This window comes from Variovorax sp. ZS18.2.2 (genome assembly GCF_024701975.1).
In the GTDB taxonomy this organism is placed as follows: Bacteria; Pseudomonadota; Gammaproteobacteria; order Burkholderiales; family Burkholderiaceae_C; genus Variovorax.
The window spans coordinates 12,534-37,338 of record NZ_JANLNM010000002.1 but is presented as its reverse complement, the minus strand read 5'-3'; the positions used below and the strand labels follow the sequence as shown (position 1 = coordinate 37,338).

20 protein-coding genes are annotated in these 24,805 nt (G+C 67.6%); 11 read left to right on the top strand and 9 right to left on the bottom strand.

Annotation, left to right across the window (positions count from 1 at the left end):
• Window positions 1–7 precede the first annotated feature (7 nt).
• The 7 genes from NU688_RS10650 to NU688_RS10620 all read right to left on the bottom strand — a co-directional run bounded on the left by NU688_RS10650 (window position 8) and on the right by NU688_RS10620 (window position 8,513).
• Entirely contained in the window at window positions 8–1,150 is a 1,143-nt protein-coding gene (locus tag NU688_RS10650; protein WP_257860585.1) for a hypothetical protein, read from the bottom strand.
• A 25-nt stretch (window positions 1,151–1,175) separates the two neighbouring features.
• Window positions 1,176–2,159, bottom strand: a complete 984-nt coding sequence (locus NU688_RS10645) for a tripartite tricarboxylate transporter substrate binding protein (protein ID WP_257860584.1) — start codon at window positions 2,157–2,159, stop codon at window positions 1,176–1,178.
• Between the two features lie 52 nt (window positions 2,160–2,211).
• A complete protein-coding gene (locus NU688_RS10640) occupies window positions 2,212–2,859 on the bottom strand; it encodes a 4-carboxy-4-hydroxy-2-oxoadipate aldolase/oxaloacetate decarboxylase (protein WP_257860583.1) in 648 nt (215 codons plus the stop codon).
• Between the two features lie 67 nt (window positions 2,860–2,926).
• On the bottom strand, window positions 2,927–3,832 hold the full coding sequence (locus NU688_RS10635; protein WP_257860582.1) for a LysR family transcriptional regulator: 906 nt from the start codon (window positions 3,830–3,832) through the stop codon (window positions 2,927–2,929).
• A gap of 71 nt (window positions 3,833–3,903) precedes the next feature.
• Window positions 3,904–4,836 carry a DmsC/YnfH family molybdoenzyme membrane anchor subunit gene (locus tag NU688_RS10630; protein WP_257860581.1) on the bottom strand — a complete coding sequence of 311 codons (933 nt, stop codon included), beginning with the start codon at window positions 4,834–4,836 and terminating at the stop codon, window positions 3,904–3,906.
• Between the two features lie 4 nt (window positions 4,837–4,840).
• Window positions 4,841–5,572, bottom strand: coding sequence for a 4Fe-4S dicluster domain-containing protein (locus NU688_RS10625; protein WP_308340297.1), 732 nt, complete (start codon window positions 5,570–5,572; stop codon window positions 4,841–4,843).
• A 4-nt stretch (window positions 5,573–5,576) separates the two neighbouring features.
• Window positions 5,577–8,513, bottom strand: coding sequence for a molybdopterin oxidoreductase family protein (locus NU688_RS10620; protein WP_308340296.1), 2,937 nt, complete (start codon window positions 8,511–8,513; stop codon window positions 5,577–5,579).
• 82 nt (window positions 8,514–8,595) lie between these two features.
• Here NU688_RS10620 and NU688_RS10615 point away from each other — a divergent pair, with 82 nt between their 5' ends.
• The gene (locus NU688_RS10615; protein WP_257860580.1) at window positions 8,596–9,528 is read left to right on the top strand and encodes a LysR family transcriptional regulator; all 933 of its coding nucleotides are present in this window, start codon (window positions 8,596–8,598) and stop codon (window positions 9,526–9,528) included.
• Here NU688_RS10615 and NU688_RS10610 read toward each other — a convergent pair.
• On the bottom strand, window positions 9,525–10,721 hold the full coding sequence (locus NU688_RS10610) for an acetate/propionate family kinase (RefSeq protein ID WP_257861192.1): 1,197 nt from the start codon (window positions 10,719–10,721) through the stop codon (window positions 9,525–9,527). The genes NU688_RS10615 and NU688_RS10610 overlap by 4 nt on opposite strands.
• Complete coding sequence (xsc, locus tag NU688_RS10605; RefSeq protein ID WP_257860579.1) at window positions 10,718–12,541, bottom strand: sulfoacetaldehyde acetyltransferase; 1,824 nt, start codon at window positions 12,539–12,541, stop codon at window positions 10,718–10,720. Before xsc ends, NU688_RS10610 begins: the two co-directional genes overlap by 4 nt.
• Window positions 12,542–12,700: 159 nt before the next feature.
• Between xsc and NU688_RS10600 the strand changes: the two genes are divergently transcribed.
• The 10 genes from NU688_RS10600 (at window position 12,701) to NU688_RS10555 (ending at window position 24,794) form a co-directional block, all read left to right on the top strand.
• Window positions 12,701–13,543, top strand: coding sequence for an IclR family transcriptional regulator (locus NU688_RS10600; protein WP_374684641.1), 843 nt, complete (start codon window positions 12,701–12,703; stop codon window positions 13,541–13,543).
• Window positions 13,544–13,571: 28 nt separating this feature from the next.
• Window positions 13,572–14,564: an AAA family ATPase gene (locus NU688_RS10595; protein ID WP_257860577.1), complete on the top strand. Its 993-nt coding sequence runs from the start codon at window positions 13,572–13,574 to the stop codon at window positions 14,562–14,564.
• Window positions 14,561–16,294 (top strand): cobalt chelatase, encoded by a 1,734-nt coding sequence (locus NU688_RS10590; protein ID WP_257860576.1) that lies wholly within the window; start codon window positions 14,561–14,563, stop codon window positions 16,292–16,294. Before NU688_RS10595 ends, NU688_RS10590 begins: the two co-directional genes overlap by 4 nt.
• Window positions 16,295–16,419: 125 nt before the next feature.
• Window positions 16,420–17,214, top strand: coding sequence for an IclR family transcriptional regulator (locus NU688_RS10585; protein WP_257860575.1), 795 nt, complete (start codon window positions 16,420–16,422; stop codon window positions 17,212–17,214).
• Complete coding sequence (locus NU688_RS10580) at window positions 17,211–18,200, top strand: tripartite tricarboxylate transporter substrate binding protein (protein ID WP_257860574.1); 990 nt, start codon at window positions 17,211–17,213, stop codon at window positions 18,198–18,200. The genes NU688_RS10585 and NU688_RS10580 overlap by 4 nt, the downstream gene beginning before the upstream one ends.
• A 41-nt stretch (window positions 18,201–18,241) precedes the next feature.
• Entirely contained in the window at window positions 18,242–19,681 is a 1,440-nt protein-coding gene (locus tag NU688_RS10575; RefSeq protein ID WP_257860573.1) for an aldehyde dehydrogenase family protein, read from the top strand.
• Window positions 19,678–21,195 carry an AMP-binding protein gene (locus tag NU688_RS10570; protein WP_257860572.1) on the top strand — a complete coding sequence of 506 codons (1,518 nt, stop codon included), beginning with the start codon at window positions 19,678–19,680 and terminating at the stop codon, window positions 21,193–21,195. The genes NU688_RS10575 and NU688_RS10570 overlap by 4 nt, the downstream gene beginning before the upstream one ends.
• On the top strand, window positions 21,192–21,989 hold the full coding sequence (locus NU688_RS10565; RefSeq protein WP_257860571.1) for a sulfite exporter TauE/SafE family protein: 798 nt from the start codon (window positions 21,192–21,194) through the stop codon (window positions 21,987–21,989). The genes NU688_RS10570 and NU688_RS10565 overlap by 4 nt, the downstream gene beginning before the upstream one ends.
• A gap of 220 nt (window positions 21,990–22,209) precedes the next feature.
• Window positions 22,210–23,814 (top strand): carboxypeptidase-like regulatory domain-containing protein, encoded by a 1,605-nt coding sequence (locus NU688_RS10560; protein WP_257860570.1) that lies wholly within the window; start codon window positions 22,210–22,212, stop codon window positions 23,812–23,814.
• A gap of 50 nt (window positions 23,815–23,864) precedes the next feature.
• A complete protein-coding gene (locus tag NU688_RS10555) occupies window positions 23,865–24,794 on the top strand; it encodes a DUF2272 domain-containing protein (protein ID WP_257860569.1) in 930 nt (309 codons plus the stop codon).
• The last annotated feature ends 11 nt before the right edge of the window (window positions 24,795–24,805 follow it).

Genomic DNA, 24,805 nt, shown 5'->3' with positions numbered 1-24,805 from the left:
CGCCTCGTCAATCGCGCGTGAACCGCTGCACACGCTTGCCGTTGTCGACCTCGCCTGCGTAGAGGTTGCCGCGCGAGTCGATCGCGAGGTCGTGCACCCAGTGGAACTCGCCCGCATACCGGCCCGGCCGGCCCAGCGTGCCGGTCACTGCGCCGGTGCTGCGGTCGAGCGTCAGCACCTGGTTGTTGCGGCCGTCGGCCATGAAGAGCCACTTCTGTTGCGCATCTCGCGAGATCACCATGTCCCACACCGAGCCGTTGCCGGCCGTGGCGGGCTCGACCATGAATTCCTTGACGAAGCTGCCGTCCTTTTTGAAGATCTGCACGCGGTTGTTGAGCCGGTCGCACACATACACGAGCCCATCGCGCGCGACGCGCACGCAGTGCACCGGCGTGCCGAACTGCTGGAGTTGGGCCTGCGTGGGAGGCAACGCGCGGCGCGCCTGCAGCTTCTCGGCATCGCTCGGCGGGCGACCATAGGCACCCCAGTGGCGCTTGTACGCGCCGGTGTCGGCATCGAACACGATGACGCGGCGGTTCTGGTAGCCGTCGGCCACATACACCTCGCTGGCCGCACCGTCGACCTCCACGCCCGCGGCCTTGCCAAGGCGGGTGGTGTCGGTGCTGCCGGTCTGCGGCCCGACCTTGCCGATCTGCAGGACGAACTTGCCGTCGCGTGTGAACTTGAGCACCTGGCCGTCGTTGTCGCCGTTGCCGGTGATCCAGATGAAGCCCTTGGCGTCGACGTGAATGCCGTGCTCGTTGCCCGGCCAGTCATAGCCGGCGCCGGGGCCGCCCCATGAACGAAGCAGCCGGCCCGCGGCATCGAACTCGAGCACCGGTGGCGCGGGCAAGCAGCATTTGGACTGCGGCGGTTTTGCCGCTGCACCGGCCTCGTCTTCGGAAAGGCTGCGCGGACGCTGCAAGACCCAGATGTGGTCTTCGGCATCGACGGCCACGCCGCTGACCTGGCCGAGGATCCAGTTGTTGGGCAATGGCCTGGGCCACGACACATCGACGCGGAACGACGGTGCGCCGGCGCCCGCATTGCTGTTGCCGGGTGCCGCGCAGCCGGCGGCGAGGATCGCGGCAGCCGTGCAAGCCAGCACGACACCCAGGCGCCTTGCGGCAATGAATGCGGTGGTGCTCATCTGTTTTGTCTCCTGCCTGTGCGCATCAATCCAATGATGCGCCGGTGAGCCTCACAAGGCCAGCGTAACGCTCGAGCTCGGACTTCCAGAACGCGGCGAAGCTCGCGGCATCGCCGGTGCGCACCTCGGCACCGATATCGGCCAGCCGTTTGCCCAGGTCGCCCGTCCTGAAAGCCGCCTGCACCGCGGCGTTCAGTCGATCGACCACCGCGCTCGGCGTACCCGCGGGTGCGGCCAGGCCGTACCAGGCGTTCATGTGCATGCCCTTGATCCCGAGCTCGTCGAAAGTCGGCACATCCGGCAGCATGGGATGGCGCCTGTCGGAAGCGACGGCGATGGCGCGGATCTTTCCGCCCTTGATCTGCCCATACGCCCCGGTGTCGAGCATGTAGTCGAGTTGCCCCGCCATCACGTCGGTCAGTGCCGGCGAACTGCCCTTGTAGGGCACGTGGATCGTGTCGATGCGCACCACCGACTTGAAGAGCTCGCCCGCCAGGTGCGCCGAATTGCCCACGCCGCCCGAGCCGTACGAGAGCGAGCCCGGCCTGGCCTTGGCGGCTCTCACGATGTCGGCGGGCGTCTTGTAGGGCGAAGCGGCCGCCACCACCATCACGCTCGGAATGACGGCCAGCGACGCGACCGGCGTGAAGTCCTTGATCGGATCGAAGCCGGTGCGCTTGTAGAGATAGGGATTGGCGGAGTTGGTCGAACTCGTGGCCAGCAGCAGCGTGTAGCCGTCGTGCGGCTGGCGAATGAACTGCTGCGTGCCGATGTTGCCGCCCGCGCCCGCGATGTTGTCGACGATGACCGATTGCCCCAGTTGCACGCGCAGGGCCTCGGCCACCGCGCGCCCCACCGAGTCGGTCGCACCGCCCGCGGGCCACGGCACGATGAGGCGAATCGGCTTCTGTGGATAGGCCTGCGCCAAGGCAGCGGGCGCCGACAAGGTGGTGGCCAGCGCGACGGCGGATGCGCAGAGCCCGAAAAAGATCCGCTTTTGCTTGTTCATGGTTTTTGTCTCTTCTTGGTTGTTTGTTGTTCGAGCGGCCTCGTGGCCGCGTTCAATGCAGGCCGAGCCGGTGCAGCGTCTCGCCGAGGTCGAGCAGTTCCACCGTGGAGCTTCCGTTCGCAATCGCACGGCGAAAGCCGGCTTCCTTTTCCTCGCGGGCCTGCGCGCTCGCCAGCACGCGATCGACGGCATCGCCTGCGACCATCACGAGGCCGTCGCGGTCGCCGACGACGATGTCGCCGGGCCGGACCACCGCGTCGCCGATGCACACGGGCACGTTGATGCGCCCTGGCTGGTGCTTGCCGGTGCCCTTGATCGACAGCCCGCGGCAGAACACAGGAAAGCCCATCCGCACGATGGCTTCGGCATCGCGCACCGCGCCGTGGAGCACCAGCCCCGCCACGCCGCGCGCCATGGCGGCTTCGGTCAGCACGTCGCCCCAGGGGCCGGCTTCCATGAAGCCCTTGGCATCGACCACCAGCACGTCGCCCGGCTTTGCCTTGAGCAGCGCGTAGTGCAGCATGAGGTTGTCCGCGGGTCGAATGTCCACGGTGAGCGCCGGCCCCACGAGGCGGCTGGCCGCATCGAGCGGTTTCAGGCCGCTATCGAGCGCGCCGCAAGCGCCCTGCGCTTCGTACACGGTGGCGGCACCCAGTTGGCGCAAGCTTGCAAGCGCCTCTTTTTGCAGTTGTTGTCTCATGGGTGCGGATGATCACCCGATGAACTCCTGAACGACAGTGCCGATTTCTGGAGATACCTTCAGATATTCAGAGCTTCTTCGCAGCTTGCCGCACGGACGCCAACGTCCTGAGCATGGAGGCGACCAGCGGCCCTTCTTCGTCGACACGTGTCACTGCCACGACCGTGGTGCGCGCCTTGAGCGCGGGCAGCCTGACGAAGGCCACATCGCTCTGCGCGCGCTGCGCCACCGAAGCGCCGACAACCGCATAGCCCAGCCCCGCCGCGACGAGCCCGAGCGCGGTGTGGATCTCGATGGCCTCGTGCCCCACGCGCGGTTGCACGCCCAACGCGCGAAGCTGCCCGATGACGTGCTGCGCGAAGGAACTCTGCGGATCTTTCGGATAGCTGATGAGCGGCAGCCCCGCAAGTTCTGCCAGCGAAACCTTGCCTCGCTTCGCCGAGCGATGGTCGGCAGGAAGCGCGACGACGAACGGGTCTTCGAAGAGAAGTTCGTGCCGCAGATCCGGGGGCGGCTCCTGCGGTCCGGCAAAGCGCGACAGGCCGATGTGGATGCGACCGCTGCGCAACTGCGCCGGCTGGTGTTCGGACAGCAGTTCAACCAGATCGAGCTTGACGTCGGGATGCCTCTGCCGGAAGGCGCGCACCGCGTCCGTCAGCACGGAGTTGAGCAGCGACCGGACGAAACCGATGCCGAGCCAGCCGCTCTTTCCGCTGGCCACGTCGCGGGTCTCTTCTTCCAGCCGCTGGCCGTTTGCCAGCAGTTCGCGCGCCCGCGGCAGGAAAAACAGCCCCAGCGGGGTGAGCTTCATGGGCCTGGCGGTTCGATCGAACAGCATGCCCCTCAAACCTTCCTCGAGCTGCGCGATCTGCATGCTGATGGCGGTGGGCGCGACGAACAGGCGCTCGGCGGCGCGCGCGAGGGTGCCGCTGTCGGCCACCTCGCAGAAGTAGCGCAATTGACGGAAGTTCATGGCCGGGGATCGTGCCACGGGCACGCGGCCAAGGGGTGGATGCAAACCCGCGCCGGCAGTCTTCAGCGCGACTAAGACACGACCTGGTAGTACAGGTTCTGCGGGTGCTTGGCCTGCGCGAAGAAGAACCAGCGCTCGGCCAGCAGGCCCGGCGCTTGCACCAACACCGCGAGCAGCCATGGCAGCACGGCCGCGCTCGCAACGCCCCACACCAGCAGCAGTGCAGGCAGCGCGAAGGCCAGCAGCAGGAAGCCGAGCTTGATGTTCTTCAGCGCGGCCAGCGATGCCCCATGGAAGAACTCGCGCGTGTTGAACGAGCCGGCCGACATGCCCATCGACTTCTGCACCAGCTTCTCGTTGCGGATGCCGGTGGCCGACTGCAGCGTCGACCTGTGGCGGATGCCGGCGTTGCGCCGCAATGCCTGCCCTCGCGCCGCCCACGCCGCCAGCGTGGCGACGAGCGCGCACGGCCCGAAGACCTGCACGAAGCGCGCCTCGCCGGCGACGGCCGCCATCGCGCACGCTAACACCAGCCCCGACGACAACCCGATCAGCGTGAAGTTGACGATGGTGAGTGGATGCGCCCATTCCTCGATGAAGCGCAGGCACGCGTAGATCATCGCGGTGCAGTACCAGAGCGCCACTGCACCGAACAGCACCAGCACGGGCAGCAGCCACGACCACGGCGCGCCAATGCCGAACTGCAGCGACAACCACCACAACGCAACCAGCGCGATGAAGCCCGGCAGCACGATCACCTCGCGCGACATCCACGAGGTTCTCCACATCAGCACAGCACGCCATGCGCGTGTCTTGCGGCCCAGGTGCATGAATGAAGCAGCAAGACCAGCCACAAGCAGCACTTCGGCCACGCCCAGCGCCAACGTCAGAAAGCCCGGCGCCATCTCCAGGCCGAACAGCGCACCGAGCGCCAGCGTGAACACAAGGCCCTGCGCCGCACCGGCCAGCGTGGTGAAGAAAAGAATCGAGAACGCGGGGTGCATGCCGTTATCCCTGTGCGTCGGTCGACTGCGTGATGAGGCGCGGCAGGTACTGGTTCGCCGGGCTGGTCTCCCACTCCGGCATCAGCTGGTAGCCACCGCGTTCGCGGATCGCCTTCGACACCTCGGAGTCCGGGTCCTTCACATCGCCGAAGAGCCGTGCGCCCGTGGGGCAGGCCTTCACGCAGGCGGGCTTGCGGTCTTCCTTGGGCAGCAGCTCGTCGTAGATGCGATCGACGCAGAGCGTGCACTTGGTCATGACCTGGCGTTCTTCATCGAGCTCGCGCGCGCCGTAGGGACAGGCCCACGCGCAGTACTTGCAGCCGATGCACTTGTCGTAGTCGACGAGCACGATGCCGTCTTCCTTGCGCTTGTAGCTCGCGCCGGTCGGGCACACGGGCACGCAGGGCGGGTCTTCACAGTGCAGGCAGCTCTTGGGGAGATGGACTGTCTCGGTCGCGGGAAAGGTGCCGGCCTCGTAGGTTTGCACGCGGTTGAAGAAGGTGCCGGTCGGGTTCGCCGCATAGGGCCGCTCGTCGGCCAGCGGGCCGGCGCTGCCGGAGGTGTTCCATTGCTTGCACGAGGTCACGCAGGCGTGGCAGCCGACGCAGACGTTGAGGTCGATGACGAGGGCGAGTTGCTTGGCGAGCGTCTCGCCGGGCTCCGCGCGCTTCGTTGCATTGCTCCCTCCCCCTCTGGGGGAGGGAGAGAAACCGGAGCCATCAGGTCCTTGAGCCACTGCATCATTTCCGACGCCCCGCAAAGTACGTCAACACGCTCGCCGCCTTCCCCAACACCCCGGGCGGACTCGGCATGCTCGCCATCTGCGGATAGCTCTCTTCGGGCTCTCCCGGTTCGGCCGGTCGAATACGCACGCGCACGTCGTACCAGCCCGCCTGCCCCGTGATCGGATCGGAGTTGCTGATGCGCCCGCTCGCCGTGCCTTCGCACGGCAGTTCCTCGCTGATCAGGTGGTTGAGCAAAAAGCCCTTGCGCGCTTCGTCCGAACCGGGGGCGAGTTGCCATGCGCCATCCGCCTTGCCGATCGCATTCCATGTCCACACCGTGCCCGGCTCCACAGCCTCGCTGTAGCGCAGCATGCAGCGCACCTTGCCCCACTGGCTCTCGACCCAGCACCAGCCGCCGTCCGCAATGCCGGCAGCCTCGGCGGTGAGCGGGTTCACTTGCAGATAGTTGTGGCTGTGGATCTGCCGCAGCCACGCGTTCTGCGAATCCCACGAGTGGTACATCGCCATCGGCCGTTGCGTCAGCGCGTTGAGCGGATAGGCCTCCAGGTCGGTCGCGGCCTCTTCGAGCGGCGGGTACCAGAACGGCAGCGGATCGAAGTATTTCTCGATGCGCTCGCGCAGCGCATCGGGCGGTTGCCGTCCCGCGCTCTTGCCTTGCGCCGCGAGGCGAAAGCTCTGCAGCGTGTCGGAGTACAGGGCCAGTTGCACCGGGTCGTTGCGTTGGCGCCAGCCCTTGTCCTTCGCGAAATCGAGGTACTCCCGGTTCCAGTTGCGCATGTAGTGCATGGTCTCGGGCATGTGGTACTGGAACACGCAGTTGTTCTCTGCGTAGGCTTCCCACTGCTTCGGGTTCGGCGCGCCGCGCAGATGCTCGGTGCCGTCCTTGCCGCGCCAGCCCATGAGAAAGCCGATGCCCGGCTGCGGCTCGAAGTTGACGACGAAGTCCGGGTAGCCCGTGTACTTGCGCCCGCCCTCGGGCGTGGTGAACGCCGGGAACTTCAGCCGCGAAGCCAGCTCGATCAGCACCTCCTGGAAGGGCTTGCACTCCCCGGTCGGCGGCACCACGGGCACGCGCACCGAATCGACCGGCCCGTCGAATTCCGAGATCGGCCGGTCGAGCATGCCCATCACGTCGTGGCGCTCGAGGTATGTGGTGTCGGGCAGCACGAGGTCGGCGAAGGCCACGGTCTCGCTCTGGAAGGCGTCGCACACCACAAGGAAGGGAATCATGTGCTCGCCCTTCTCGTCCTTGCGGTTGAGCATCTCGCGCACGCCCATCGTGTTCATGCTGGAGTTCCACGCCATGTTGGCCATGAAGATCAGCAGCGTGTCGATGCGATAGGGGTCGCCCTTCACCGCGTTGGTGATCACGTTGTGCATGAGCCCGTGTGCCGACAACGGGTGCTCCCACGAGAACGCATGGTCGATGCGGATCGGCGAGCCGTCGGGGTTGATCGCCAGCTCTTCCGGGTTCGCCGGAAAGCCCAGCGGCGCAGCGTTGAGCGGTGTGTTCGGCTGGATCATTCCGGGGTCGTTGAAGGCCCGGTAGTTGGGCACGATGTGGCGCGGGTAAGGTGCCTTGTGGCGGAAGCCACCGGGTGCGTCGATGGTGCCGAGCACGCTCATCAGCACCGCAAGTGCACGCACGGTCTGGAAGCCATTGGAGTGCGCCGCGAGGCCTCGCATCGCATGGAAGGCCACCGGCCGCGCCTGCGTCGTCGGGTGCTTCTTGCCCCACGCATCGGTCCACGGAATCGGCAGCCCGAAAGCCTGCTGCAGCGCGGTCTCTCCCATCTCGCGCGCCAGCTTGCGGATGCGCGCCGCATCGATGCCGGTGATGCCCTGCGCCCACTCGGGCGTGCAGAGCGCCACACGCTCGCGCAGCAGCTGGAACGACGGTGCGACACGCGTGCCGTCGGCCAACGTGTAGTGACCTTCGAGCGCCGGGTCGCATCCATCGGCGATGCCTTCGGGATACGCGGGCTTCACGCTTCCACTGCTCAAGTCCCACACCAGCTTGTTGTGCGGATTGCGCCCATCGCCTGGCGGCCCGCGCTCGGGATCGAAGGCGAACAGCCCTTCACGCTCGCAGTCGTCGAGCACCACGAGCTGCGGCGCATTGGTGAAGCGCTTGAGGAACGCATGGTCCACCAGCTCATTGCCGATGAGCTCGTGCAGCAGCGCCATAAACAGCGCCCCATCGGTGCCGGGCTTGATCGGAATCCACTCGTCCGCAATCGCCGAATAACCGGTGCGCACCGGGTTGATCGAGATGAAGCGGCCACCCGCACGCTTGAACTTGCTGATCGCGATCTTCATCGGATTGCTGTGATGGTCTTCGGCCGTGCCGATCATCACGAACAGCTTGGCGCGCTCCAGGTCGGGCCCGCCGAACTCCCAGAAGCTGCCGCCGATGGTGTAGATCATTCCCGCGGCCATGTTGACCGAGCAGAAGCCGCCGTGCGCCGCGTAGTTGGGCGTGCCGAACTGCCGCGCGAAGAGGCCGGTGAGCGCCTGCATCTGGTCGCGTCCGGTGAAGAGCGCGAACTTCTTCGGATCGGTCGCGCGGATCTTGCCGAGCCGCTCGGTCAGCATGTCGTAGGCGCGCTCCCAGCTGATGGGCTCGAACTCCCCCGCGCCACGCTCGCTGCCGGCCTTGCGCAGCAGCGGCTGCGTGATGCGCGCGGGCGACACCTGCTTCATGATTCCCGAGGAACCCTTGGCGCAGATCACGCCCTGGTTCAGCGGGTGGTTGGGGTTGCCGTCGATGTAGCGCACCTCGGGGCCCTTCTCGCCCTCGCGCAGGTGCACACGGATGCCGCAGCGGCAGGCGCACATGTAGCAGGTGGTGGTCTTGACCTCGGTGTCCGCCGTGGGCGTCGGCGCTTTGAGCGGATCGTGCACGGGTTCTTTGGACAGGAAACTGAACACTGGCGGTCCTTTGTTTTCAAGCGTGGCAGCGCCGATGTTAGGGAGCCCTGATCAATCGGAAAAGCGGAGAATATCGCTCACCATGACCGGAAAAACAGATCAACAGCTCACTCAGCGCCTGCGCCTGAACCTGCGCCAGCTCGAAGTTTTCGTGGCCACGGCGCGCGGCGGCAGCACCCGGGCGGCGGCTGATCGCGTGGCGCGTTCGCAGTCGGCCGCGAGCAGCGCGCTGGCCGACCTGGAATCGTCCGTCGGTGTGTTGCTGTTCGACCGCATCGGCCGCCGGTTGGTGCTCAACGAAAACGGCCGTGCGCTGCTACCCAAGGCGCAGGCGCTGCTCGACCAAGCGAGCGAGGTGCAGGCGCTCTTCAGCGGCGAGCATGCGGCGCCGCTGCGCGTGGCGGCCAGCTTCACCATCGGCGAGTACCTGCTGCCCGAGCGCGTGTCGCAATGGACCGCGCTGCATCCGCAGAGCCAGGTGCACCTGCACATCGCGAACACACGCGACGTGATCGAAGCCGTCGCTGGCTTCGACGTGGACGTGGGCTTCATCGAAGGCCCGCAGACGCACCCCGATCTCGTGGTGCGCGCATGGCGCGAAGACGAGCTGGTCATCGTCGCCGCGCCGGGCCATGCACTCGCGAACCGCATCGCCACGCACCGCCAGCTCTCGCAGGCCACCTGGGTTCTGAGAGAGCTTGGCTCGGGCACGCGGCAGGTCACCGATGCGTGGCTGATCCAGAACCTGGAGCAGGTGCACGTGGGCTTCGAGCTCGGCAGCACCGAAGCGATCAAGCGCGTGGTGGCCTCGGGCACGGCCCTGGCCTGCCTCTCGCGCTACACGGTGGCGCAGGCGCTGGAGGACGGGCATCTGATCGAACTGCGCACGCGGCTGCCCGCAGGCATGCGGCGGCTGGCGACAGTGATGCACCGCGACAAGTTGCTGGGGCGTGCGACTGCCGACTTCCTTCGGCACTGCGGCGCGACGGTGCCGCGCACGCAGGCTGCGCGCTAGGAGGCGCCGAGCACCTGCGCGGTGTGCCGCGCGATGACCGCCTCTTCATCGGTGCGCAGCATCCAGGCGCTCACGGGGCTCTCGGGCGTCGTGAGCCGCGCATGGCCCGCGCCGTTGGCAGCCGCGTCGACGTGCACACCGAGCCAGTCGCACTCTTCGAGGATGCGCTCGCGCAGCGCGCTCGCGTTCTCGCCGATGCCGCCAGTGAAGATCACCGCATCGACACCGCGCAGCGCGGCGGCAAGGCTGCCCATGTGCTGCACGACCTGCTCGGTGAAATGCGCGATGGCCTCTGCGGCTTCGGGTGCCGTGGACGCTTCGAGCTCGCGCATGTCGCTCGACACGCCCGACAAGCCGAGCAGCCCCGATTCGCGGAACAGCAGCGTCTCGACCTGCTCCGCCGACATGCCGTGCGAGCGCATGAGGTACAGCACGACGGCTGCATCGAGGTGCCCGCAGCGCGTGCCCATCGTCAGGCCGTCGAGTGGCGAAAAGCTCATCGTCGTCGCGACCGAGCGCCCCTGCGCCATCGCGCACATCGAGGCGCCGTTGCCGAGGTGCGCGACGATCACGCGCTTCTCCGCCAGCTCGGGCGCAATGCGCATGAACTGCGCAACGATCGATTCATAGGAAAGCCCATGGAAGCCGTAACGCCGCACGCCCGCATCGTGCAACGCACGCGGCAACGCGAAGCGGCGGTTCACCTCGGTCTGCGTCGAATGAAAAGCCGTGTCGAAGCACGCCACCTGCGGCACGCCATCGAAGGCCTTCATGGCGGCGCGAACGCCCGCCAGGTTGTGCGGCTGGTGCAGCGGCGCGAGCGGCTCGAGCGCGGCCAGCTCGGCGAGCACCGCATCGTCGATGCGCACCGGCGCCACGAAGTTCACGCCGCCATGCACGATGCGATGGCCGACCGCGGCGATGCGATCGCCACCGCCCTGCTGTGCATGCCATTCGAGCAGCGCGGCGAGCGCGCCCTCGTGCGAGCGCCTGTCGCCGTCGAGCGCCGCGTCGTGCAGCGTGCGCCCTTCTGCATCACGCACGCGCAGCCGCGCCTTCAGCCCTGCACCGAGCCCATCGGCCTGCCCCGACCAGCGCGCGGCCGGCAGCGCATCGCCCTCGCCTGCGGCCGCGAACAGCGCGACCTTGATCGACGACGACCCGGCGTTCAGCGTGAGCAGCGATTCGGTCAGACGTAGTCCTTGTACTTGTCCAGGAAGCGCACCGGCTTGGAGAGTGCGTCGCGGCGGAACGGGTCGCCAAGCTCGCGGGTGCACATGATCTCGATCACGCAGGTCTTGCCTTCGTTCATCTGCATGTCGATGGCCTTCTTGAGCGCGGGGCCCACGTCTTCGAGCTTGTCGACCACGATGCCCTCGGCGCCCATCGCCTTGGCGATGCCCGCGAAGCTCTCGCTTTCGAGCTCGCCCGCGACGAAGCGGCGATTGTAGAAGTCGACCTGGTTCTTCTTCTCCGCGCCCCACTGGCGGTTGTGGAAGACCACGGCCGTCACCGGAATGTCGTGGCGCACGGCCGTCATGATTTCCGACATGCTCATGCCCCAGGCGCCGTCGCCCGCATAGGCCACCGCCGGGCGGTCGGGCGCGGCGCACTTGGCGCCGATCATCGTGGGCAGCGAGTAGCCGCAGTTGCCGAAGCTCATCGGCGCGAAGAAGCTGCGCGGCTCCTCGAAGCGCAGGTAGCTGTTGGCAATGGCGTTGATGTTGCCGATGTCAGTGGAGACCATCACGCGCGGCGGCATGGCCTTCTCCAGTTCACGCAGCACCTGACGCGGGTGCAGGTAGCTGCCGCCGGTCGGTGTCTTCTCGCCCTTGGCCTCTTCGATGGCGTCGAGGCTGTACGGGTCACGCTCGTGGGTCCACTCGTCGAGCTCTTTTTCCCACGCAGCCTTCTCCGACTTGATCTTCTCGGCGCGCTCGGCCTTGGTGGCGTCGCAGGCCAGCGTCTTGCCCTGCAGGCGCTTGAGCAATTCCTTGGCAGTGGCCTTGGCATCGCCGTGGATGCCAACGGTGATCTTCTTCACCAGCCCGAGGTTGGTGTGGTCCGCCTCGACCTGGATGATCTTCGCGTCCTTGGGCCAGTAGTCCATGCCGTGCTGCGGCAGCGTGCCGAAGGGGCCCATGCGCGAACCGAGCGCGAGCACCACGTCGGCTTGTGCGATGAGCTTCATCGCGGCCTTCGAGCCCTGGTAGCCCAGCGGGCCGGCCGACAGCGGATGGCTTGCGGGGAAGGAGTCGTTACGCAGGTAGCCGTTGGCCACCGGCGCGCCGAGGCGTTCGGCCAGGGCCTTGCATTCCTCGACCGCATCGCCCATCACGACACCACCGCCCGACAGGATCACCGGGAACTTGGCCGAGGCCAGCAGTTCGACGGCAGCGTTCAGGCTGTTCTCGCCACCCGCGCCACGCTCCACGCGCATCGGCTTCGGGATCTCGACCGTGATCTCGCCGTAGAAGTAGTCGCGCGGAATATTGAGCTGCGTCGGCCCCATCTCGGAGATGGCGCGGTCGAAGCAGCGCGCCGTGTACTCGGCCATGCGCTTGGGGTTGTTCACATGGCCCTGGTACTTGGTGAACTCCTGGAACATCGGCAGCTGGTTGGCTTCCTGGAAGCCGCCGAGGCCCATGCCCATGGTGCCGGTCTCGGGCGTGATCATCACGACCGGGCTGTGCGCCCAGTAAGCGGCAGCAATCGCCGTCACACAGTTGCTGATGCCGGGGCCGTTCTGGCCGATCACGAGGCCGTGGCGGCCCGAGACGCGCGCATAGCCGTCGGCCATGTGGGCGCCGCCCTGCTCGTGCACCACCGGAATCAGGCGGATGCCGGCGGGCGCGAAGATGTCCATCGCGTCCATGAAGGCCGAGCCCATGATGCCGAAGATGTCGGTCACGCCGTTGGCGACCATGGTCTCGACGAAGGCCTCGGAGGGCGTCATCTTCTGCACGCCGGTGACGGCTTCGCGGGCGGGTGCGTTGGGTTTCTTCTGGCTCATGGAAGCGTCTCCTGATGGGATGGGGCGGTCGTTGGCAATTCAAAAAGTCGGAACCACTTGTTCCGAATTTCTTTCCGGCGGAATATAGGACGGCATCGCCGTGGCGTCAAACAATTTACAAAAATCGGTACGCCTTGTCTTGTTTTTTGCAAAACAACTATGATCCGCCGCATGAAGATCGTCAAAGGCCTCTCCTCCGAAGCTCGCCCTGAAGCGTCCGAACCGGCGGGCGACACGCCCACCATGCGTCTCTTCGGCCTGCTCGAAGTCATGGCCGCGAAAGACCAGCGCTACTCGCTGCAGGGCCTCGTCGAAGAGACCGGCATGCCCAAGCCCACGCTGCACCGCATGCTGCAGCAGCTCGAAGGCGCGGGGCTGTTGCAGCGCGAAGGCGACGGGCGCCACTACGGCATCGGCACGCGGCTTCGGCGCCTGTCGGAGAACCTGCTCTTCAACGACAGCCTGCACGGCGCGCGCCACACGGTGCTGCGCCAGCTGGTCGAGGAGATCGGCGAGAGCTGCAACCTCACCTCACTCTCGGGCAGCGAGGTCGTGTACCTCGACCGCGTGGAGACCGCCGCGCCGCTGCGCTTCTACCTGCACCCGGGCTCGCGCGTGCCGGTGCACTGCTCGGCGAGCGGCAAGATCTTTCTCTCGCAGATGAGCGCGGCGCAGCGCCGAAGACTGCTCTCCAACGCGCCGCTCGAAACGTGCACGCCCAAGACGCTGACCGATGCCGAAGCGCTCGAAAAAGAAGTGCAGCGCGTGCGCAAGGACGGCTTTGCGATCGACAACGAAGAGTTCCTGCCCGGCCTCTTGTGCATCGCCGCGCTGGTGCCTTCGGGCGACGAGGCGCCATCGAACCTCTGCATCGCGGTGCAGGCGCCGATCATGCGGCTCGATGCGGCGAAGGCGAAGGCGCTGCTGCCCGCGCTGCAACGCGCCGCGCTCGCGTTGAGCCGCATCGACACCGACGCAGGTAGCGACCGCGCCACGGCCTGATCCCCCAGTTCTTTTCGAAAGCCCCACCGTGACCGATACCGCAGACCTGCGACCCGACCGGATGCTGAGCGTGCGCGAGGTGTTCGGCATCGACACCGACCTGCAGGTGCCCGCCTTCAGCCATTGCGAAGGACTCGATGACCACGTGCCCGAGGTCGATGCGGTCTACCGCTTCAACCCCGACGTGACGCTCGCGATCCTCGCGGGCTTCACGCGCGATCGGCGGGTGATGGTGCAGGGCCTGCACGGCACCGGCAAGTCGACCCACATCGAGCAGGTCGCCGCGCGCCTGAACTGGCCCTGCGTGCGCCTGAACCTCGACGGCCACATCAGCCGGCTCGACCTCGTGGGCAAGGATGCGGTGGTGCTTCGCGAAGGCCAGCAGGTCACCGAATTCCAGGAAGGCATCGTGCCGTGGTCGCTGCAGCGGCCCGTGGCATTGATCTTCGACGAGTACGACGCGGGCCGGCCCGATGTGATGTTCGTCATTCAGCGCATCCTGGAGCGCGACGGCAAGTTCACGCTGATGGACCAGAACAAGGTGCTGCGGCCGCACCCTTTCTTTCGCCTGTTCGCCACGGCCAACACGGTGGGCCTGGGCAACCTCAATGGGCTTTATCACGGCGCGCAGCGACTCAACCATGCGCAGATCGACCGCTGGAACATCGTCGCCTCGCTCAACTACCTGCCTGCCGATGAAGAGATCGCGATCGTTCAGGCGCGCGTGCCGTCGCTCGCGGACGATGCGGGCCGCAAGCTCGTCGCGGCGATGGTGGCCGTGGCTGATCTCACGCGCAAGGGTTTCGCGGCGGGCGACCTCTCGACGCTGATGTCGCCCCGCACCGTCATCACCTGGGCCGAGAACGTCGAGATCTTCAAGGACCCGGCGCTCGCGTTCCGGCTCTCCTTCGTCAACAAGTGCGACGACGCCGAACGGCCCTTGGTGGCCGAGTACTTCCAGCGCTGCTTCGACCAGGAACTGAAGGAGTCGCATCAGCTGTCGTCGGGTTCAGGCGAATGACCGACTCGCCCGCGAGCGCGATGCAGCGCCGCGTGCGGCAGGAGGAGCAGGTCGCCGAGCTCTGCGCGGGCGTGGTGCGGGCTTTCAGCGGCGAGCGCGACCTGCACTTTCGCGGCAAGCGCCTGCACCGCGGGCGCGTGGTGCTGCCGTGGTTCGCGCCGCACCTGCATCCCTCGGCCGACACCGACGACTTCGCGTCGTTCCGTGGCGTGGCCGATGGGCTCGCGTTGCGGCTCACCGTGTCCGATGCGGCGCTGCATGAAAGCCTTCGCCCCGAAGAGCCGGTCGAACGCATGCTGTTCGAAATGCTCGAGCAGTTCCGCGTCGAAGCGCTCGCGCCCGAGGTCATGGCCGGCATGCGCCACAACCTGCGGCATCGCCACGAGCAGTGGTCGCTCGCCTTTCATCACTCGGGGCTGACCGACACCGCGCGCGGGCTGCTGCTCTATGCCGTTGCGCAGATCTGCAGAGCGCGTGTGAGCGGCCAGCAGGTGGTGGAAGAAACCGAGGACATGCTCGAAGCCACGCGCTTTCACCTGGCGCCGCTGATCGGCCATGCACTCGCGGGCCTCCGCCGCGACCGCGCAGACCAGGCTGCCTACGCCGCGCACGCGCTCGCCATCGCGCGCACCGTCGCTGCGATGCTGCACGAGGCCGGCGAGGAAAGCGCCGACGCGCGCGATCCGCATGTGGACGACAAGCGCAGCGTGTTCATGCTCGTCGCCGACATGGACCGCGAGATCATCGAGCGCTTCACCACCGCCGAGTCGGGCCGCAGCGCGGTGATCGACGAGGCGGGCGGCGTCTACCGCGTCTTCACCACCGCCTACGACCGCGAGCATGACGCGGCCACGCTGGCGCGCAAGGAGGTGCTCGCCGACCACCGCGAAAAACTCGACCGCCGCATCGCGAGTCAGGGCGTGAACATCGCGCGACTCGCCCGCGAACTGCGCGCCCTGCTCGCCGACCCCACGCGCGACGGCTGGGACGGCGGGCAGGAAGAAGGCCTGATCGACGGCCGCCGCCTCGCGCAGCTCGTCGCCTCACCGACCGAGCGGCGCCTCTTTCGCACCGAGCGCATGGAGCCGGTGGCCGACTGCATGGTGAGCTTTCTTATCGACTGCTCGGGCTCGATGAAGGAGCACGCCGAATCGGTCGCGATGATGGTCGATGTGTTCGCGCGTGCGCTGGAGCAGGCCGGCGTGACCAGCGAAGTGCTGGGCTTCACCACCGGCGCCTGGACCGGCGGCCGCCCGCAGCGCGAGTGGGTTCGCGCCGGCAGGCCTTCCCATCCCGGCCGCCTCAACGAGCGCAGCCACCTCGTCTTCAAGGCCGCGGCCACGCCATGGCGCCGCGCGCGCCCCGCGATGGCCGCGCTGCTGAAGGCCGACCTGTTCCGCGAAGGCATCGACGGCGAGGCGGTCGACTGGGCCTGCGCACGCCTGCGCCAGCGCCCCGAGGCGCGCAAGCTGCTGCTGGTGATTTCCGACGGCTCGCCCATGGACAGCGCCACCCACCTCGCGAACGACGCGCACTACCTCGATCACCACCTGCGCGACGTGGTCGCACGCCAGGAGCAGCGCGGCGACATCGAGATCGCGGGTATCGGCGTCGGCCTCGACCTGAGCCCGTACTACAGCCGCAGCCACGTGCTCGACCTCGCCAGCTCCACCGGCAACACCATCTTTCGGGAGGTGATCGACCTGATGGCGGGCCGCCACCGGCGTTGAGGCAAAAGCTGAGGCTTTTTGGATTACATCCAAGTCCCCGATTGACAAAGGGCACCCATGGTTCTTACATTGGGTTTCATATCCGGGAACAGCGTTCCGATATTTGGAACACTTCTGAAAGCCTCATGGATTCCACGCTCGCCAAAGGTCTGGCCGCCATCGAATGGATGACGCGCCAGCAGCGCCCCTGCCGCGTCACCGACCTGGCAGCGGCTTTCGGCATGGCCCGCAGCAACGCGCACCGCACGCTGCAGACGCTGGTCGATTGCGGCTGGGCCGTGCAGGACCCCGACACCAGCGCCTACCGGCCGAGCCTGCGCCTGTTCGAGCTGGGCGCGCTGGTCGGCGATGCGGCCGACGTCGGCGCGCTGCTGCGGCCGCACCTGGCAGCGCTCGCGCAGCAGACGGGCGAAACCATTCACCTCGCGGTTCTCGATGGCGCCGAGATCGTCTACCTCGACAAGTTCGACAGCCCCTTGCCGGTGGCCGCCTACTCGCGCATCGGCGGCCGGGCCGCGGCCTACTGCGTGGCATCGGGCAAGGCGCTGCTGGCCGCGGCAGCACCCAACCTGCCCGCGCTGCACGAGCGTCTGGGCACGCTGGTCGCCCACACGAAGAACAGCATCACCGACTTCGATGCCCTCCTTCTCGAACTCGAACGCACACGCACGCGCGGCTACGCGGAAAACCGCGAGGAATGGCGCCTGGGCGTCTGCGGCCTCGGCGTACCCGTCTTCAACGCACGCGGCGAAGCGGTCGCGGCCGTCGGCATGAGCGTGCCCTCGATCCGCTTTGCGCGGACCCAGGCGCGGGGCCTGGCCGACCACCTCATGGCCTGCGCGCGCGATGCGAGCGTGACGCTGGGCTACCGCGCGACGGCGCTGCCGACATCCACCATAAAGAGAAGGAGATCCGAATGAACCTGTTCCTCGCCCCCTGGCTGCGCGCGGGCCTGTTGGCCGTCACGGCCTTGGCAGCACCTTTCGCCGCGCAGGCGCAAAACGGCAGCGACTACCCGACCAAGCCGATCCGCCTGATCGTGCCCTACCCGCCCGGCGGCGGCACCGACGTGATCGCGCGCATCGTGCAGGAGCGCTTCTCGTCCCTGCTCGGCCAGCAGGTGCTGATCGACAACCGCGGCGGCGCGGCCGGTTCCATCGGCACCGAGGTGGTCGCCAAGTCGCCGCACGATGGCTACACGGTGCTCTTCACGCTCTCTTCGCACACCATCAATCCGGCCATCTACACCAAGCTGAGCTTCGACACCGCGAAAGACTTCGCGCCGGTCGGCCTGGTCGCCTCGCTGCCGCAGATCCTAGTGGCCAACAACCAGTTCGCGCCGAACACGGTGGCCGAACTCGTCGCGCTCGCCAAGGCCAAGCCCGACAGCGTCTCCTTCGCCTCGGTGGGCAACGGCTCGCCCGGGCACCTGGCGGGCGAGCTGCTCAAGCTGCGCACCGGCACGCACATGACCCACATTCCCTACCGTGGCGGCGGCCCGGCCGTGACCGATGTGATGGGCGGGCAGGTGCCGCTGCTGTGGGTGTCGATTCCCGCGGCCGCGCAGTTCGTGAAGGCCGGCAAGCTCAAGGCGCTCGCGGTCTCGACCACCAAGCGCAGCGCAGCCTTCCCCGACGTGCCGACGATGCAGGAAGCCGGCATTCCCGACTTCGACGTCGACTCGTGGTACGCCGTCTTCGTGCCCGCGAAGACACCGCAGCCCGTCATCGACAAGCTCAACCGCGTGATCAACACCGTGGTGAAGGAACCCGAGATCCGCGAGAAGCTGCTGGCGCAAGGCAGCGAAGGCGTCGGCGGCACGCCCGAGCAACTGGGCAAGGTCGTGACGACCGAACTCGTGCGCTGGCAGAAGCTGGCAAAAGAAGCCAGCATCAAAGTCGATTGATCGTCACAGACAGACAGACAGACAGACAGACAGACAGATCCATGGAAAACGCAGCGCCCTCCTCTTCCCCCATCGCCGAGCTCGTGGCGCGCGCCCGCGCCGCGCAGCGCATCTACGAAACCTGGTCGCAGGAGCAGGTCGACACCGCCGTGGTCGCGGCCGGCTGGGCCATCATCGAGCCGGCGCGCAATCGCGAGCTGGCCGAGCTGGCCGTGGCCGACACCGGCGTGGGCAACGTCGAGGACAAGGTCCGCAAGAACTACAGAAAGACCTTCGGCCTGCTGCGCGACCTGCACGGCGCGCGCTCGGTCGGCGTGATCGGCGAAGACCCGGCACGCGGCATCGTGGAAATCGCGCGACCCGTGGGCGTGGTCTGCGCGGTCACGCCCTCGACCAACCCGGGCGCGACGCCGGCCAACAAGATCATCAATGCGCTCAAGGGCCGCAACGCGGTCGTCGTCGCGCCCTCGCCCAAGGGCTGGTCGACGGCGGCGCGGCTCATCGCGTTCATCCATGCGCAGTTCGACCGCATCGGCGCGCCGCGCGATCTGGTGCAACTGCTGCCGTGGCCGATCAACAAGCAGGCGACGGCCGAGCTGATGCGCCTGTGCGACCTGGTGGTGGCGACCGGTTCGCAGGCCAATGTGCGTGCCGCCTATGCGAGCGGCACGCCGGCCTTCGGTGTGGGCGCGGGCAATGTGGCGGGCATCGTCGATGAAACGGCCGACGTGAATGCGGCCGCCGAGCGCATCGTGCGCTCCAAGACCTTCGACAACGCGACCAGCTGCTCGTCGGAGAACAGCCTGGTGATCGTCGATGCGGTGCGCGCCTCGATGCTCGCCGCGCTCAAGGACCGCGGCGCCGTCATGCTCGCCGCCGCGCAGAAGGCCACCCTGCAGTCGCTGATGTGGCCCGAGGGCAAGCTCTCGGCCGCCGTCATCGGCCAATCGGCACGCACGATCGCGGAGCGCGCGGCGGAAGTAGCTGGTGCCAACCGCGAAGGCTGGCTCGCCATTGCCGCCACCGCCCCGCGCATCCTCATGGTGGCCGAAGACGGCGTGGGCCACGACCATCCGTTCTCGGGCGAGAAGCTGAGCCCCGTGCTCGCGGTCTACGCCGCGCGCGATTTCGAAGAAGCAGCGGCCACGGTCGAGCGCATCTACGCCTACGAAGGCGCGGGCCACTCAGTCGGCCTGCACAGCGCGGTGCCTGAGCGCGCGATGACGCTGGGCCTCACGTTGCCTGTGTCGCGGGTGATCGTCGACCAGGCGCACTGCATCGCCACCGGCGGCAGCTTCGACAACGGCCTGCCCTTCTCGCTCTCGATGGGCTGCGGCACCTGGGGCAAGAACAACTTTTCCGACAACATGAACTACCGGCACTATCTGAACATCACCCGCGTGTCGCGGCCGATTCCAGAGAAGGTGCCGAGCGAGGACGAGATCTTCGGCGCGTACTTCGCCAGGCACGGAGCGAAATGAGCGGCGCGGCAGGCGGCACCGTCCATGCACTGATCGAGCGCCAGGCGGCGCGCCAGCCGCACGCGGTGTATGCGCGCGCCACCGAGAGCGAGCGCCACATCACCTACGGCGAACTCGCACACGGCTGCCGTCGCGTGGCGGGTGTGCTGACCCGGCATGCAAAGCCCGGCGAGACGATCTCCGTCGTCATGCCCAACGGCCTGCAGACGCTGCGCCTGCTGCTCGGCGCGATGCACGCGGGCTACTGCGTGAACCCGGTCAACCTGCTGTCGCAGCCTGAGCAGATGCGTTACGTGCTCTCGCATTCCGACTGCCGCGTGGTCTGCGTGGCGCCCGAATGGGAAGCGCGTGTGCGCGACATCGTGCAGGCCTTCGACCGGCCGGTGACGGTGATCGTGGTCGACCCGGAAGCCGATGCGCTGCCAGACGAAGCCGATGCAGCGGCCGATGCGCTACCGCCCGCCCCCGACGCCGTCGCACTGCTGATGTACACCTCCGGCACCACCGGCATGCCCAAGGGCGTGATGCTCTCGCAGCGCAACCTCGCGGCCAATGCGCACGCCATCAGCGCCGAGCATGCGCTGCAGCCCGCGGACCGCGTGCTCGCAGTGCTGCCGCTCTATCACATCAACGCCTTCGCCGTGACCATGCTCGCCCCGCTCGCGCACGGCGGCAGCCTCGCGATGCCACCGAAGTTCTCGGCCGGCCGTTTCTGGGAACAAGCCACGCAAACGCAGTGCAGCTGGATCAACGTGGTGCCGACCATGATCTCGTACCTGCTCGAAGGCCCGAAGCCGCCGCTCGCGCAGACGCTCGCCATCCGCTTCTGCCGCTCGGCCTCGGCGGCGCTGCCGCCCGAGCACCACCGCGCGTTCGAACAGATGTTCGGCATCGGCATCGTCGAGACCATGGGCCTCACCGAGACCGCGGCGCCCTCGTTCTCCAACCCGATGGACCCGGCCGCGCGCAAGCTCGGCTCGGTGGGCCGTGCCTCGGGCTGCATGGCCGGCGTGGTCGATGCAGAGCTTGCGGCCGTGCCCGACGGCACGACCGGCGAGCTCGTGATCCGCGGGCCGAACGTGATGCTCGGCTACTACAAGAACGAAGAGGCCACGCGCGCGAGCTTCACGCCCGACGGATGGCTGCGCACCGGCGACCTCGGCCACCGCGACGAGGACGGCTTCTTCTTCGTCACCGGCCGCATCAAGGAACTCATCATCAAAGGCGGCGAGAACATCGCGCCTCGCGAGATCGACGAGGCGCTGCTGCAGCACCCCGCCGTGCTCGAGGCCGCGGCCGTGGGCGTGCCCGACCGCCACTACGGCCAGGAGATCGGCGTGTGCATCGTGCTGCGCGAGGGCTACGCCTGTACCGAGGACGAACTGCGCGCCTTCAGCGCCACCGCGCTCGGCCGCTACAAGACGCCGGGCCACTACCGCTTCGTCGCCGACCTGCCGCGCGGGCCTTCGGGCAAGGTGCAGCGCCTGAAGCTGCTGCCGCTCTTCGAGGCATGACGGCGGCCGAACTGCTGACGCCACCGCTCGCGCCAGCACTGCTCGCCTACAGCCTCTGCGTGGTGTTCGCGGCCGGCATCGTGCGCGGCTTCGCGGGCTTCGGCTTCTCGGCGATCACGGTGGCGGGCATGTCGCTGGTGGTATCGCCCGCGCTCGTAGTGCCGGCCATCTTCATGCTCGAAATCCTCGCGAGCCTGAGCCAGTTGCGCGGCATCGCGCGCGATATCGACATGCCCTGGCTCAGTTGGCTGATGGTGGGCAACCTGGTCTGCATTCCCCTCGGCGTGGCGCTGCTCGCGTGGTTGCCCGAGACGCCATTGCGCCTTCTGATCGGCGCACTGTTGATGGCCGCTGCGTTGCTGCTGCGCGGCGGTACGCACGTCACGCTCGTGCCCACGCGCAGCGTGCGGCTCGCGGCGGGGCTGGCCTCGGGCTTCATCAACGGCGTGGCGGCCATCGGCGGCATTGCCATCGCGGTGCTGCTGAGCACGGCGAAGATGGCGCCGGCCGCGCTGCGCGCCACACTGATCGCGCTGCTGCTGTTCAGCGATGTGGTGTCGCTGATTGCCGCCGCGCTCATGCCGTCTTCCGCACATGCGTCGGGCAACCTGCTCGGGCCCGCCACGCTCAAGTGGGCGGTGTGGCTCGCGCCCGCGATGCTGGCGGGCATCTGGTGGGGGCAGCGCTCGTTCAAGGGCGTTTCGCCCGAGCAGTTCAGGAAGCACGTGCTGAACCTGCTGATCGCGTTGGCCACGGTGAGCGTGCTGCGTTCGCTCTTCAGCCTGCTGGCCTGAAACGCAGCGCCGCGGGCCCGTCGGCACGGGCCTCGCGAGCCGCTGCTCGCATCCGGGGTGACTTTCGACACGTGCCTTTCTTCACGTGCCTTTTGACATGTGTCCTTCGGCACTGGCGGTACGAGCCCGTGCCCAGCACCATCGGGCAGCCCTGCCGGCTGGCGATTCCAGCCTACGACACGGCTTCAAGAATCGTTCATCCAAAGAGAGGGGAATCACCATGAAATTCAAACTGCTGCTGGCCGCGATATTCGTCGCCGTGGCCGCCATTGCATGCGGAGGAGGCGACGGCGGATCGAATCCGTTCTACGGGTATCAGGTTCCGCCCCCTCCCCCGCCGCCACCACCGCCGCCGCCGCCCGCAGAGGAAAAAGCCAAGGTCACCGGCCGCGTCACCAACGCGCTCAGCGGCCAGGGCGTGGCTCAGGTCACGGTCAGCACCGGTTCGTCGTCCGCCGTCACCGCCGACGACGGCAGCTACACCCTCACCGAGATCGCGCCCGCCGCATCGGTGCTGCTGAGCTTCGCGAAGGCCGGCATGGTGCCGCAGAGCCGCGCCACCGCCGCGTTGTCGGCCGCGGGTTCCTCGACGGTCATCAACATCCCGATGCTGCCGGTGGCGGTCACGGTGAACTTCGATCCGCAGGCCGCGTACGACGTCGTCGTGCCCGGCTCCACCGCCATGGTGCGGCTGCGCGCGAACTCGCTGCGCCGCGCCGATGGCAGCGCGCCCACGGGTCCTGCGACCGCGCGGGTCACGCCCATCGCGCCTGCCAGCGATCTCAACGTGATGCCCGGCAACTACCTCGCCGGCACGGACGGCGGCAGCGCACCGATCGAGAGCTTCGGCGCGCTGGATGCCAGCTTCGTCGATGCGGACGGCGCGCCGCTGAACCTCGCGGCCGGCACGGACGCCACGGTGCGCATCGCGCCCTCGTCGCGCGCCGATGCGCTGCCTGCGAGCGTGCCGCTCTTCCACTACAACACCACCACCGGTCTTTGGGTGCAGGAAGGTTCGGCCACGCTGCAGGGCACGGCGCCCTCGCAGTACTACGAAGGCACGGTCACCCACTTCACGACCTGGAACGCGGACCAGATCTACAACACCGTGCGCATCAACGGCTGCGTGCAGAACGCGGCCGGCGAGCGGGTGGGCGGCGCGCTGGTCGCGAGCGAAGGCAAGACCTACACCGGCCTGGCCACCGCACTGACCAACGCGAACGGCGAGTTCTCGGTGGCGGTGAAACGCGCGAGCGGGGCCTACGTCATCGCCAGCACCGCGACCGAGGTCTCCAACGCGCCCACGGTGACCATCGGCGACGAAGACGTCGCGCTGGGTGCCTGCCTGACGCTCACGCGCTCGGCCGTGTCGGTCAAGCTGACCTGGGGAGCGCGCCCGCTGGACCTGGATTCGTACACCTTCGGTGCGAACGCCGACGAGCTGGTGTATTTCGAAAACAAGGGCTCGCTCACCGAGGCGCCGTTCATCGGCCTTGACGTGGACGACCAGTTCAGCTTCGGCCCCGAGGTCACCACGTTCGCGAAGCTCGCGAAGAACCGCACCTACCGGTTCGTCGTTCACAACTATTCCGACACCTTCGACCCGGGACAGACGGGATCACCGGCACGGATAGAGGTGGCCAACCGCGGCGCGCAATCGATCTTCGCTCCGCCGGCCGGCGAGACCTCGTCGACGCGCATCTGGCATGTGTTCGACATGACCACCGATGCGAACTGCCAGGCGACCATCGTCCCCGTGCAGCAGTTCCTGGCCGACCCGCCCGCGCCGATCAACACCGACAACAACGCGCAGTATTGCAACTAGCAGGCGCATGACGACTGGCGCATGGCCCGACGGGGCTATGCTCCTTCGCCATGAATACGCCCACCGCCATTTCTTCATCTCCGAAGAGCCTGGCAGTGGGCGTTTTTCTTTTGTGGCTGGCGATATCGCGCACCGCGTCGGCAGCAGGCTGCCTGAACACCGCCACGCAGATCCCGTCGCCATCCCGCGCACTTGCGATGGCGACCTTCGCGCAACAAGAGCATCAGGCCTTCGGTGCGCAGACCATGGATGCCGAAGGCCGCCTCACCTTGGCCGGCGATGCCGAAGCCGAAGACATCCGCCGCGCCCCGCAGAACCTCGCGCCATGGCAGCGCGTGCTCGGCTACTGGCAGGCAACCGGTGTGCGCCTGCGTGGCACCGACCCGGATGCCGCGCCCGATTCGTCCGAGCCGCAGTCCATCGACGCCGCATTGAGCCGCGTCGCGGTGATCGATGCGCCGTGGTCCGCCGCCTTCATCAGCTGGATTGCGCAGCGCGCCGGGCTCGGCGCGGACGAATTCGTTTTCTCGGAAGCGCATGCCGACTACGCAGGCGCCGCATGGAAGGCGGGCCTCGACGAAGCCGCGAACCGGCCGACGCGCTACGCGATGCGTGCCTGCGACCTGATGCGCACGCCGCCACGCGTGGGTGACCTCGTCTGCCAGGCGCGCGGCATCGGCGCGGGCTACAACACCTTCGAACGGATCGGCGAAGTGCTGGCCCAGCGCCCCACGGGCGGCGAGGCCTTGCCGATGCATTGCGATGTGGTGGTGGGTGTCGATGCCACGGGCTTCGACACCGTGGGCGGCAACGTGATCCAGTCGGTCACCTTGCGGCGCCTGGCATTCGCGCCCGGTACTAGGTTGCTGGATCCGAGTTATCTACCCGAAGGATGCACGGCCGGTGCAACGGGTGTGCCCGGCTGCATCGACCGCCACATGAGCCGCCAACCGTGGTCGCTGCTACTGCAGTGGCGCTGAAGGGGCAAGAC